Genomic DNA, 12,425 nt, shown 5'->3' on the forward strand with positions numbered 1-12,425 from the left:
GTTCGCGGCACCGGCGGGCGGGCCTCGCCGGGATCCCTGTTGTGCGAGTGGCGTTCGAACGTCTAGGTTGCCCCGGTAACGGCGTGTAGCTCAGCAGCCAGAGCACCGACTTGCTCAGTCGGAGGGCGCAGGGGCGGAACCTGCCACGCCGACCATGGACACCGTCGATCCCCTCGTGGACCTACCCCCCGCCGAGGTCTTCGCCCACTGCCTCACGGACGAAGGCCTCGCCCGGCTGCGCTCGTTGCTGGACAGCGGACGGTACGAGATGCGCGCGCCCGAGGAGGCCGCGCTGCTCGTCGTGGCCTGGCTCCTGCGTGCCGGGGAGGCCGACGCGGCGGCCGGACTCGTCGAGGAGTTGCGGCCCCACGCGCACGAGGTGCGGTTCGCCCCGCGGCCCGCTCGCCTCCCCTCCCCCGGACCGGAACTCGTGCACCGCCGTACCGTCGGCGAGGCCGCCGCCCTGCTGGCGCGCCGGGGGCCCGACGCCGCCGTCGAGGCTCAGCGCGAGGCTCTGACGGTGTGGCGGCCGTACGAGGACGAACTGCTCGCCCACTGGCGGCGCGCGGACGCCCACGGCCCGGAGTGGACCGCCGACGGTGTCGTACTGCTGGAGCGGTACCGGTCCCTCGCCGCCGCGCACACCCACTGCACCAGGCACCTGGACCCCAAGTCGAACGCCGCGGTCCTGCGCGAAGCCCTGGAAGGGGCCGTTGCCGGGCGCGCGCCCTCGCCCCGGGCGGCGGGCCTGCTGCGGCACGCCCTCGACTCGATGTCCGCCAAGCGGGAGAAGGAACGGCAGCCGTACCGGGAGCGGCCCGCGCACCACGAGTTGGCCGCACTGGTGCTGCGCCGGCTCTCCGTCCACCCGGTGGACCGGGGACTGCCGCAGGAAGCGGTCGAGGCGCTCGTCGGCCCCGTGACCACCGAGGAGTCCCGGGACGGCGGCCTTCCGGCCGGGACCGCCGTCCCGTCCTCGGTACGCGAGATCGCCGCGAGCGTCCTCGACGCGCCCGTGGAGGTCCTGCTGGAACGCGGCGCCATCCCCTCCGCCGAGGTGCTGGCCGAGCTGGCGTCCCAGGTGATCGCGACGTACGAAGCCCAGGGCTACGCCGACGCCTCGCTGCGCACGCTGATCGCGGCCGCCCACCGGTCCTCCCGGCCCCGGTACACGGGCTACTGGATCCCCGAGTACCACGTGGTGGTGTCCGAACTGCCCTGGATCCGCGCGGTCGACCCGTGGCACCGGCACGAGCGGGCCGCGCGGGCCCGCGCGACCCTGACCCGGCTGGCCGAGACCTCGCTGGCGGCCTTCCCCGGAACCGGACTGCCGGTCCTCCTCCTGTGCGCGCTGTCCCGGATCGCGGGCCGGGCGGAGCTGCCCACGGAACTCCTCCTGGAGCCCTTCGCGGACGACTTCAGCGGGGCGGCCTCCCGCCTCGTGCTCGACGCGGCGCGGCACGCCGCAGAACTGCTGCGCGGCACCGTGTACGAGCGCTATTACGGCATCGACTTCGCCGCGGTCCGGGACATGGCCGAGGCGGACGACCGGGAGGGCTTCACCCGCCTGTGCGCCGACCGCGCCGGGCGTCCCGTGCTCGTGCCCCAACCGGCCCACTGGCGGGCGCGCCCGGCCCTGACCCGGGACCCGGCCGTCATCGAACAGGCCCGCATCCTCACCACGTTCAACCTCGCCACGCTGGTCCGCGAAGCGGGCGTCAGCCCGGAGCCCGGCTGGGCGGCGCTGGCCAAGGCGGCCTTCACCGAGGCGCGCGCCCCCGCCGCCACCGCCAAGCGGGCCGCCCGCGCCTGGCGGCACCTGCTGTTCCACCTCTCGCTGTGCGACCGTGCCGAGCAGACCCTCGTACTGGCCTGGATCGACGCGGAGGCCTCCCGGCTCCCCGCCCGCACGGCGGCCCTGCTCGCCCTGCCCTTGGCCCAGCTCCGGCTCGTGGCCTAGGAGACGCCGGACACCAGGTCCCCTGGGTCCGTGTTGGCTCCGCAGAGGATGACGGCGACCTGCTTGCCGGGCGGCTCGGCTTCGGCGCGCAGGGCCGCCAGCGCGGTGGCCGCGCCCGGCTCGACCACGATCCGGTGCTCCTCCCACAGGGCGCGCCGAGCCGCGGTGATGGCGGTGTCGGGGACGAGGACCGACCGTACGTCGCCCCCTTGCGCGGCCTCCAGCGCGGCGGCGGAGACCCGGGTCGCGCCGAGGGAGTCCGCCGCGACCGAGTCCACGGCCACGTCGACGGGGCGGCCCGCCTCCAGTGCCGCGTTCAGGGCCCGGCAGTTCTCCGGCTCGGCCGCGAGCACCCGTACGCCGTGCTCGCGGGCGGCGGTGGCCACCCCGGCGAAGAGCCCGCCGCCGCCGACCGCGACGACCACGGTGTCCAGCCCGGGCACGGCGGCCCGGATCTCGTCGAGCAGGGTGCCCGCGCCGGCCGCGATCAGCGGGTGGTCGTAGGCGTGGCTGCTCAGCGCCCCGCTGTCGGCGGCGAACTCCTCACAGGCGGCGAGGGCTTGGGCGTACCGGTCGCCGACGAGCCGCACGTCGGCGCCGTATCCGCGCAACCGGTCCACCTTCACGCGCGGGGCGTTGCCCGGCAGGAACACGGTCGCCCGCACGCCCTGGGCGCGGGCCGCCCAGGCGCAGGCGAGGCCCGCGTTGCCGCCGGAGGCGATGGTGACGCCCGCGGCCGGGAGGGTGCCGGCCGCGGCGTGCGCGGCGAGGAAGTTGCGGGCGCCGCGGGCCTTGAAGGAGCCGGTGTGCTGGAGGTATTCCAGCGCGTACCGCACGCCGTCGGCGGCGGGGGCCACGGCGACGGGCCGGATCGCGTCGGCGATGCGGTCCGCGGCGGCGCGCACGGCGGCGTAGTCGAGCTGCTGCGTCGGTTCCATGGTCGGTCTCCCCATCAGACGTTGGGCTGCCCGGGCCGGGCGGGCCGGGCGGCTTCGATCAGCTGGCGCAGGGCGCCGTAGTACACCTCGTGGTCGGTGAGCGGGGGCAGTACGTCGGCCACCGAGCCCGTGAGCACCGGGAACTCGGCCGGGTCGAGCACGGCCAGGGCGGCGCGCGAGGCGGCGGTGGCGGCCGCCGGGTCGCGGTGGTCCACGAAGGCGGCGCTGCCGAGGGTGAGCAGGTACATGCGGCGGTAGACGGTCATCGCCTCGGCGGGGGTCATCCCGGCGGCCACGCTGTCGGCGAGGGCCGGTTCCACGAGCCGGGCGAGCAGCCGACGGCCGAGCCAGGGACGGCCGCCGCGCAGCACGAGGAGCCCGGGGTGGGCGACCAGCAGCCGGTAGAGGGCGCCGAAGCGCTGCTCGGCGGCCTCGGCCCAGTCGGTGCCGGCGGGGACCTCGGGGATCTGCCCGGCCAGGTGCTCGGTACAGAGGTCGAGGAGCCCGGCGAGGTCGGTGCAGCGGCGCTGGACGGTGGCGTGGGAGACGTCGAGCCGCTCGGCGAGGACGCGGAAGCTGAGGTGTCCGGGCCCTTGTTCGTCGATGATCCGCAGGGCGGCGACGGCGATCGCCTCGGGTGTGGCGCGGTCCAGGGCGGCTGATCTCCTCGGCATGAGATACAGCGTATCGTACGCCGTATCACCCGCCGCGCCCCGGTCCGCTCCGGGGGCGGGACACCCGCTCGCGCGACCACGTTCGTGTGACGGCGACTACGGCCATATTGCTGGTGATCGGGTCATAATCCGCGACTTGCGTTGACAGCGGGTAGTCGCCTCGCTGCACTGGGCGCACGACTGCCCCCACGTCAAGGAGACTCCGTGCCGCCTCGCCTGCGTGCGACGCTCCCCTGTCTGACCGCGGCCGCCCTGTTCGCCCTCGCGCTCCCGGCCGCCCCCTCGTCGGCCGCCGCGGCCGAGCCGAAGGCGACCTCGGACACTCCCCTCGCGCTCACCCCTCCTATGGGCTGGAACAACTGGGCGCACTACATGTGCGACATCGACGAGGCCAAGGTGGTCGCGAACGCCGACGCGCTGGTGACCTCCGGGCTCGCCGCCAAGGGCTACGACACGGTGACCGTCGACGACTGCTGGATGACCAAGAGCCGTGACGCGAACGGCGCCCTCGTCGTCGACACGCAGAAGTTCCCGCACGGCATGGCCTGGCTCGGCGAACACCTGCACGCCAAGGGCCTGAAGTTCGGCATCTACCAGGACGCCGGCTCGCTGACCTGCGAGAAGTACCCGGGCAGCGGTTCCCCCCAGGGCGGCGGCGCGGACCACTACCTCCAGGACGCACGGCAGTTCGCCTCCTGGAACGTGGACTACGTCAAGATGGACGGCTGCAACCTCTGGGTCCCGGAGGGGAAGACGAAGGAGCAGGCCTACCGGGACGCCTACACGGCGGTCGCGAAGGCCCTGCGCGCCGGCGGCCGGGACATGGTCCTCTCCGCCTCCGCGCCCGCCTACTTCCAGCAGGGCGAATGGGGTGGGGCGGACTGGCACAAGGTGCTCGGCTGGGTCGGCGAGACCGGCCAACTGTGGCGTGAGGGACGGGACATCAAGGTCCACGACCCGGCCGCGCCGGCCACTTCCCGGTGGAGTTCGGTGATGGGCAACTACGGCTACAACCGCTGGCTGGGACGGTACGCGGGCCCCGGCAACTGGAACGACCCCGATTTCCTGATCGCGGGCGCCCCCGGGCTCACCGCGGCCGAGAGCCGCAGCCAGGTCGCGCTGTGGGCCATGATGGCGGCCCCGTTCATCCTGTCCTCCGACGCCTCCCGACTGACCCCCGAGGGGCTCGCCGCCCTCGGCAACACCCGGATGATCGCGCTGGACCAGGACCCGATGGGCCGTCAGGGTGCCGTGGTCTCCTCCAACTCCACCTTCGAGATCCTGGTCCGCCCCCTCGCCAACGGCGACCGGGCGGTGGCCGTCCTCAACCGCTCGACGGCCACCCGGAACATCAGCGTGCCGCTCGACGAGATCGGACTGCCCTCGTGCACGGCCGACGCGCGGGACCTGTGGAGCGGCGAACGCCGCGACATCACCGACACGTTGACCGGGAGACTGGCCGGGCACGACACCGCCGTGTGGCGGCTCACCCCGCACGACCGGTGCGCCGAGGCCGTGCCCACCGGGCAGATCGTCGGTGACGGCGCCAAGTGCGCCGACGGGGCGAACACCACGGGCGTCGGCGCGGTCGTCCTGGGCACCTGCACCGGCGCCCCCGACCAGCGGTGGTCCCTCGGCACCGACGGGGAAGTGCGGCTGGCCGGCGAATGCCTCTCCGCGGGCGCGGCCGGCCTGGTGGAACTGGTCGACTGCGCTCCCCCGCAGGCACAGCAGCCGACCGGCCAGAGCTGGACGCACCGCCGCGACGGAACCCTCGTGGACGAGGCGAGCGGGACGTGCCTGACGGCTCCGGCCCCGGTGACCACGTCGGACACCCCGGCCGGACGGCTGCACCTGGCCCCCTGCGGCGACCACCGGGTCGACCAGGCCTGGTCCCTTCCGGTCTGACCACCCAGCGAACGGATGAGCAACCCGATGTCACGAAGCGGGCGCCGCCACGTCGCCCTCGCCGCCCTGCCGGCCGCGCTGCTGGCCCTGACCTGCGCGGCCCCCGCGCCCGGGGCCACCGCTCCGGGCGCGGGCGCGCCCGCGCGTCCCGACGTGCTCGGCGACGTACGACACGACGCACGGGCGGACGTACGGGCGGACCCGCACCCCGGGGGGCCGGGGGCGCGGGCCGTCGACCCCGTCGCGGCCGCGCGGGCCTCCCTGGAGCGACTGCTGCCGCGGCACGCGGCGCAGTTCACGCTCGTCGCCGACGCGAGCGCGGCCACCGACACCTTCACCGTCTCCGGCGGCGCGGGCGCCGTCACGGTGCGCGGGCGCACCGGCGCCACCCTGCTCACCGGCGTCGGCTGGTACCTCCAGCACGTCGCGGGAGCCGACATCGGCTGGCCCGGCGACAGCATCGGGATGCTGCCCGACGTGTTGCCGGCCGTGCCCGCGCCGGTCACGCGCAGCGCCCTCGTACCGCACCGGTACGCGCTCAACGACACCGACGACGGGTACTCCGGCCCGTACCGCACCTTCGAGGAGCACCGGCGGCAGATCGACCTGCTCGCCCTGCACGGGGTCAACGAGGTGTTCGTCCAGGTCGGCGCGGAGTACGCCTACCACCGGGCGCTCCAGGGCTTCGGCTACTCCGACGAGGAACTGCGCCGGTGGATCCCGGCCCCGGGCCACCAGAGCTGGTGGCTGCTGCAGAACCTCAGCGGATTCGGCGGGCCGGTCTCCGACCACCTGCTGCGCGAGCGCGCCGAGCTGGGCGGCCGGCTCGCCGAGCAGCTGCGGTCGCTGGGGATGACCCCGGTGCTGCCCGGCTACTTCGGCACCGTGCCCCCGGAGTTCGCCGCCCGCAACGCGGGCGCGGTCACGGTGACGCAGGGCGACTGGGCGGGCTTCGACCGCCCCGACTGGCTCGACCCCTCCTCGCCCGTCTTCGGGAAGCTGGCGGCCGCGTACTACTCGGCGCAGCGCGCGGTGTTCGGCGACAGCACGATGTACCGGATGAGCCCCCTGCACGAGGGCGGCCGCACCGGGGACGTGGACGTGAAGGCGGCGGCCGGCGCCATCCAGCGGGCCCTGCACGCCGCCCATCCGGGGGCCGTGTGGGCGGTGCTGGGCTGGCAGGACGATCCGACGGCCGAGCTGCTCGCCGGGGTGGACACCTCGAAGCTGCTGATCCTGGACGGGCTGTCCGACCGGTACAACCGTCTGGACCGCGAGACCCGTTGGGGCGGTGTCCCGTACGCGATGGGCTCCATCTACAACTTCGGCGGGCACACCACGATCGGCGCCAACACCTCGGTGTGGATCGACCGGTTCGACGCCTGGCGGGCGAAGGGCGACAGCGCGCTCGCGGGGATCGCCTACCTGCCGGAGGGCACCGGCACCAATCCGGCGGCCTTCGACCTCTTCACCGACCTGGCCTGGGAGCCGGGGCCGATCGACCAGCGCCGCTGGTTCGCGCAGTACGCGGCCCGCCGCTACGGCCGGCCGGACGCGGAGGCGGCCGCGGCCTGGGAGGAGCTGCGCAAGGGCCCGTACAGCACCTCGTCCGGCCTGTGGTCGGAGTCCCAGGACAGCCTGTTCACCGCGCGGCCCTCGCTGAGTGCGGCGGGGGCGGCGCACTGGAGCCCCAAGTCGATGCGCTATCCGGCCGATTCGGTCCGCAGGGCCCTGGACCACCTGCTCAAGGTGGCTCCGGCGCTACGCGGTTCCAGCGCCTACCGGTTCGACCTGGTGGACACGGCCCGGCAGGCCCTCGCCAATCACTCGCGGGTGCTGCTGCCGAAGATCAAGGCGGCGTACGAGGCCAAGGACCTGGCCCGGTTCCGTGAACTGACCGCCCAATGGGCGGATGCCGAGCGGAAGCTGGACGCGGTCATCGGATCCGATCCGCACTTCCTGCTCGGGGACTGGCTCGGGAAGGCCCGTTCCTGGGGCGCCGACGAGGCCGAGCGCGACCGGTACGAGTACGACGCACGCTCGATCCTCAGCGTATGGGGCCTGCGCGGCACGAGCGAGGGCGGCTTCCTGCACGACTACGCGAACCGCGAATGGAGCGGCCTGGTCTCGGAGTTGTACGCCGGACGGTGGAAGCTCTACTTCGACTCGCTGGAGGAGGCGCTGGTGCGGCAGGCCGCTCCCCGGGAGATCGACTGGCACGCGTACGAGGAGGAGTGGGCCCGGCGCACCACCCGCCACCCGGACCGACCGAGCGGGGACCCGTACCGGCTGGCGGCCGGGATCGCCGCGGCGCTGCCCGCGGCGGCGCCCGCGCCGGTATCGAACTGACCACTCTCCCGGGGGAATCCCACCACCCGTCCGGAGTACAGGACGGTCGGCTCTCCGCCGCCCGCGACGGCCGCGGAAATCATCGGGGGCATGACCGAGACCGCACAGCAGCCCGCTCCGGCGCCGGAGCCGTCGGCACCCGACCGCTCGGGCCACTGCCCCTGGCCCTACGGGGTGGTGGAGCTGCGCAAGCGCCGGGAAGCCCCGGAAGCCCTTCGGAAGGCGACGACACCGGATGGACCCAGTGAACGAGACGAACCGTTCGACGACGGGCCCTAGACCGGGCCGGCGGGCTCTGGTCGGGGCCGTAACCGGTGTGGTGGCGGCGATCGCGGGGTTGGCCGTCGCCGAGCTGGCCGCCGCGGCGGTCCGGCCCGAGGCCGCCCCCGTCACCGCCGTCGGCGGTGCCCTGGTCGACCTCACGCCGGTGGGCGTGCGGGAGTGGGCGATCCGGCTGTTCGGCACCTCGGACAAGGCCGCGCTCGGGATCGGCATCGTCCTCGTCCTTGCCGCGGTGGCGGCCGGCACGGGCATGCTCGCCCTGCGGAGCCTGCCCGCCGGCATCGCGGTCACGGGCGGGATCGGGGTGCTGGGCGCGGTGGCCGCCCTCAGCCGGCCGGAGGCCTCCTGGAAGGACTCGCTGCCCTCGCTGTTGGGCGCACTGGCCTCGGCCGCCGTGCTGTACCTGCTGGTCACGGCGGCGACCCGGCCCCGGCCGGCCGACGGTTCTCCGGCCGGGACGTGGCCGATGGACCGGCGCGGCTTCGGCCGGCTGGCCGGGGCGGTCGTGCTGCTCTCGGCCGGGATCGGGTACGCGGGCCGGCGGCTCGGCGCGTACGGCTCGTCGGGGGCGACGGCCTCCCGGGCCGACTTCGTCCTCCCCCCGCCCACGGTGCCCGCGCCGCCGGTCCCGGCCGGGGCGCAGCTGCCCGTCCCCGGGATCTCCCCCTTCATCACGCCCAACGGGGGCTTCTACCGCGTGGACACCGCGCTGGTCGTACCGCGCGTGGACGCCGACGACTGGCGGCTGACCATCCACGGCGACGGGGTGACCCGACCCCTCACCCTCGGTCTGCACGAGCTGCTGGCCCGCCCGCTCGTCGAGCACGACATCACCCTGTGCTGCGTGTCCAACGAGGTCGGCGGACCGTACGTGGGCAACGCCCGCTGGCTCGGCGTGCGCCTGGGCGACCTGCTCCGCGAGGCGGGCGTACGGCCGCCGTCCCGGGGCGGCCCGGCGGACCAGCTGGTGGCGCGCTCGGTGGACGGGATGACCATCGGCACGCCCGTGGAGGCGGTGATGGACGGCCGGGCGGCGCTGCTGGCCGTGGGGATGAACGGCCGGCCGCTGCCGTTCGCGCACGGGTTCCCGGTCCGGATGGTCGTACCGGGGCTGTACGGATACGTCTCCGCCTGCAAGTGGCTCACCGAGCTGCGGCTGACCACCTTCGCCGCGTACGACGCGTACTGGGTGCGCCGGTCGTGGGCACAGCAGGCCACGGTCAAGACGCAGTCGCGGATCGACACCCCGCGGCCGGGCTCCCGGGTGGATCCGGGCCGGGTGGCGGTGGCCGGGGTCGCGTGGGCGCAGCACCGCGGGATCGACCGGGTCGAGGTACGGGTGGACGGCGGCGCCTGGCAGGAGGCACGGCTCGGGGCGGCGGACGGGGTGGACACCTGGCGGCAGTGGGTGTGGCCGTGGGAGGCGAAGCCGGGTCGGCACACCCTGGAGGTCCGGGCGACGGACGGCACGGGCGCCGTCCAGACGGGGGTACGGACGGGGACCGTGCCCGACGGGGCGACCGGGTGGCACTCGGTGGAGGTGGACGTCGGCGGCCTCGGCGCCCTCGGCGGCGATGGCGGACGGGGGAAGCAGGGGCCGTGGAGCTGACCGCGACCTCGTTCCTCGTCGCGCTGATCGTCCTGACGGTGCTGGCCGTGCTGGCCGCGCTGCTGTTGTGGAACCGGATCCCCGGACCGGGTTGGGTGCGGTGGCCGGCGCGGCTGGTGATGATCGGGCTGTGCCAGCTCACCGCGATCTGCGTGGTGGCCACCTGGATCAACGACAGCTATGGGCTCTACTCCTCCTGGGACGATCTGCTGGGCACCGGCGCGGCGCAGGGTTCCGGCTCGATGACCGGACCGCCGGTGGGACGGGCCACGTTCACACCGGGCGGCGACGGTACGCGGACCACGTACTTCCGGGGCTCGCACTCGAAGCTCGCCGGGCAGGTGACGGTGTGGACTCCGCCTCAGTACGACGCGCCGGGCGCGGACCGCACCCGGTTCCCCGTACTGATGCTGCTGCACGGATACCCGGGCACGCCCCGCACCTGGATCGACCTCGGGAAGATGCCGGGCGCGCTGAACGACTTGGTGGACCTGGGCGCGGCGCACCCGTTCATCCTCGTGATCCCGGAGATCTACCCGGGCGGGGTGAACACGGACTGCAGCAACACCCCGGACCGCAAGGTCGCCGACTGGCTGGCCAAGGACGTGCCGGATCTGGTCGCGCGGAATTTCCGTACCCTGCCCGCACCGGGCGGCTGGGGCTTGATGGGGGTCTCCACCGGGGGGTTCTGCGCGACCAAGCTGCCGCTCCAGTACCCGAAGGCGTTCCGGGCGGGAGCGGCCCTGGACCCGGATCCGCTGACGGGGGATCCGGAGGTGCTGTCCGATCCGGTGCTGCGGGAGCGCAACAGTCCGATGTGGCTGGTCGAGCACGCGAAGAAGTCGGACGTCGGCCTGTTCCTGGCGACGTCGGCGCAGGACAAGGACAGCCCGCCGCGGCAACTGGACGAGTTCGTCAGGGCCGCGGCGGGCAGCGGGGTCCGGGTGAAGACGCTGGTCCGGCCGGCGGGCGGGCACAACTTCCAGACCTGGAGCGGGATGTACCCGGACGCGCTGGGCTGGCTGAGCACTCAGCTGACCCCGCCGGCCCAGGGGCGTACGGCTACCCGATGAGGTCCTCGACGGTGGGGACGACGAGACCGAAGACGTCCCCGATGGTGACCAGGGCCGCGGTCTGGAGGGCGGCGGCCGGCAGGGCCGTGCCGTCGGAGGCGGCCAGGGACCGGGTGGCGGTGGCCTCGGCGACGACGGTGGGCCGGAAGCCGCGGTTGAAGGCCCCCTGGGCGGTGAAGGCGACGCACATGTGGGTCATGAACCCGGCCAGCACCAGATCCTGACCGGCCCCCAGCTCGCGCAGGGTCTTCTCCAGGTCCGTGCCGTGGAAGGCGTCGGGGACCCCCTTGACGACGACCGGTTCGCCTTCGAGGGGGGCGACTTCGGGGCTGATGGCGCCGAGCTCGGAGTCGATGTCGTAGCCCGCGTCGGCCACGTGGACGACCGGGATGCCCGCGGCCCGGGCGGCGGCCAGCAGCCGGGCGCCGGCCGCGAGGGCCTCTTCGGCGCCTTCCAGGGCCATGACGCCGGTGCGGTACGTGTTCTGGAAGTCGATCAGGACGAGGGTGGTGTCGGCGAGGCGGGGCAGTGCGTTGTCGAGGCCGATCACATCGCGCAGGGTGGTGGAAACGGGCATGGCGAAGCACTCCTTGACGGGGTTGTGGGAGAAAAAGGGAGAACGGACGGCCGAAGGGTTCAGCCGGTGGTGCGGAAGCGGCGGCGGTAGGCCGCCGGGGTGATGCCGATCTGTTTGCGCAGCGCCCGGTGGAGGGTTTCCACCGAGCCGAGTCCACAGGCCGCGGCCACCTCGTCCAACGGCTGGTCGGTGTGTTCCAGCAGCCGGCGGGCCGCCTCCACGCGGGCGGCCTCGACGTAGCCGGCGGGGGTGGTGCCGGTCTCCTGGCGGAACACGCGGGCGAAGTGCCGCTCGCTCAGGCACATCCGCGCCGCGAGGGCCGCCGCGGACAGGTCGCCGTCCAGGTGGTCGGCGATGAACATCCGCAGCTCGTCGATGTCCCGGCGGGAGGCGGCGGGCCGGCTCAGCGGCACCGAGAACTGGCTCTGGCCGCCCTGCCGCTTGAGGTACATCACCAGCTGCCGGGCCACGCTCAGCGCCACCTCCTCCCCCAGGTCCTCGGTGACCAGCGCCAGCGCGAGGTCCATGCAGGCGCTGATCCCGGCCCCGGTCCAGATGTTGCCGGACCGGACGAAGATCGGATCCGGGTCCACCGTCACCGCCGGGTGGTCGGCCGCCAGCTGGGCGGCGGTCGACCAGTGGGTGGTGGCCGTCCTGCCGTCGAGCAGACCGGCCGCGGCCAGCAGGTGCGCGCCCACGCACACCGACGCCACGCGGCGGGCCGCCGGCGCGGCCGTCTTCAGCCACGCCACCACGTCCGCGTCGATCCGGGCGATCGGGCCGTCGGGGCCCGGGTCCACCGCGCCGGGCACGAGGAGCGTGTCCAGTACGCCGTCGACCTCGGCGAACGACAGGTCCGCGACCAGGCGCACGCCCGCCGACGTGGCCACGACCCCGGGCGTCGGGGCGGCGAGCTGCACCCGGTATCCCGCCCGGCCGCCGGTTTCCTCGTTGGCCAGCGCGAACACCTCGGCCGGGCCGGTGACGTCGAGGAGGTCGACGTCGGGGAAGACCGCGATGACGACGCGGCGGATCGTGGACATGCGTCCATCGTC

The 12,425-nt window shown here is 74.4% G+C and carries 10 protein-coding genes and 1 tRNA gene; 7 read left to right on the plus strand and 4 right to left on the minus strand.

Going from position 1 to position 12,425, the window contains the following annotated elements:
• The first annotated feature begins 79 nt into the window (after positions 1–79).
• Together ACFYYJ_RS09745 and ACFYYJ_RS09750 are read left to right on the plus strand one after the other, a co-directional pair.
• Positions 80–155: transfer RNA gene (locus tag ACFYYJ_RS09745), tRNA-Ser, on the plus strand.
• Complete coding sequence (locus ACFYYJ_RS09750; RefSeq protein WP_389130563.1) at positions 155–1,960, plus strand: hypothetical protein; 1,806 nt, start codon at positions 155–157, stop codon at positions 1,958–1,960. Before ACFYYJ_RS09745 ends, ACFYYJ_RS09750 begins: the two co-directional genes overlap by 1 nt.
• Here ACFYYJ_RS09750 and ACFYYJ_RS09755 read toward each other — a convergent pair.
• Both ACFYYJ_RS09755 and ACFYYJ_RS09760 read right to left on the minus strand, forming a co-directional pair.
• The gene (locus ACFYYJ_RS09755) at positions 1,957–2,898 is read right to left on the minus strand and encodes a serine/threonine dehydratase (protein ID WP_385357680.1); all 942 of its coding nucleotides are present in this window, start codon (positions 2,896–2,898) and stop codon (positions 1,957–1,959) included. The genes ACFYYJ_RS09750 and ACFYYJ_RS09755 overlap by 4 nt on opposite strands.
• 14 nt (positions 2,899–2,912) lie before the next feature.
• A complete protein-coding gene (locus tag ACFYYJ_RS09760; protein WP_389130567.1) occupies positions 2,913–3,572 on the minus strand; it encodes a TetR/AcrR family transcriptional regulator in 660 nt (219 codons plus the stop codon).
• A gap of 204 nt (positions 3,573–3,776) precedes the next feature.
• Between ACFYYJ_RS09760 and ACFYYJ_RS09765 the strand changes: the two genes are divergently transcribed.
• From ACFYYJ_RS09765 to ACFYYJ_RS09785, 5 genes are all read left to right on the plus strand, one after another.
• Positions 3,777–5,480 carry a ricin-type beta-trefoil lectin domain protein gene (locus ACFYYJ_RS09765; protein WP_389130570.1) on the plus strand — a complete coding sequence of 568 codons (1,704 nt, stop codon included), beginning with the start codon at positions 3,777–3,779 and terminating at the stop codon, positions 5,478–5,480.
• 27 nt (positions 5,481–5,507) lie between these two features.
• On the plus strand, positions 5,508–7,829 hold the full coding sequence (locus tag ACFYYJ_RS09770; protein WP_389130573.1) for an alpha-N-acetylglucosaminidase: 2,322 nt from the start codon (positions 5,508–5,510) through the stop codon (positions 7,827–7,829).
• A gap of 90 nt (positions 7,830–7,919) precedes the next feature.
• The gene (locus ACFYYJ_RS09775) at positions 7,920–8,108 is read left to right on the plus strand and encodes a hypothetical protein (RefSeq protein ID WP_385121903.1); all 189 of its coding nucleotides are present in this window, start codon (positions 7,920–7,922) and stop codon (positions 8,106–8,108) included.
• Positions 8,065–9,720 (plus strand): molybdopterin-dependent oxidoreductase, encoded by a 1,656-nt coding sequence (locus ACFYYJ_RS09780; protein ID WP_385357669.1) that lies wholly within the window; start codon positions 8,065–8,067, stop codon positions 9,718–9,720. Before ACFYYJ_RS09775 ends, ACFYYJ_RS09780 begins: the two co-directional genes overlap by 44 nt.
• Positions 9,711–10,793: an alpha/beta hydrolase gene (locus tag ACFYYJ_RS09785; protein WP_385357666.1), complete on the plus strand. Its 1,083-nt coding sequence runs from the start codon at positions 9,711–9,713 to the stop codon at positions 10,791–10,793. The genes ACFYYJ_RS09780 and ACFYYJ_RS09785 overlap by 10 nt, the downstream gene beginning before the upstream one ends.
• Here ACFYYJ_RS09785 and ACFYYJ_RS09790 read toward each other — a convergent pair.
• Together ACFYYJ_RS09790 and ACFYYJ_RS09795 are read right to left on the minus strand one after the other, a co-directional pair.
• Entirely contained in the window at positions 10,783–11,370 is a 588-nt protein-coding gene (locus ACFYYJ_RS09790) for an isochorismatase family protein (protein WP_385357663.1), read from the minus strand. The two genes, ACFYYJ_RS09785 and ACFYYJ_RS09790, sit on opposite strands and share 11 nt — an antisense overlap.
• A gap of 59 nt (positions 11,371–11,429) precedes the next feature.
• Complete coding sequence (locus ACFYYJ_RS09795) at positions 11,430–12,413, minus strand: GlxA family transcriptional regulator (protein ID WP_385357660.1); 984 nt, start codon at positions 12,411–12,413, stop codon at positions 11,430–11,432.
• Between the last annotated feature and the right edge of the window lie 12 nt (positions 12,414–12,425).

Source organism: Streptomyces sp. NPDC002467, assembly GCF_042889825.1.
GTDB lineage: Bacteria > Actinomycetota > Actinomycetes > Streptomycetales > Streptomycetaceae > Streptomyces.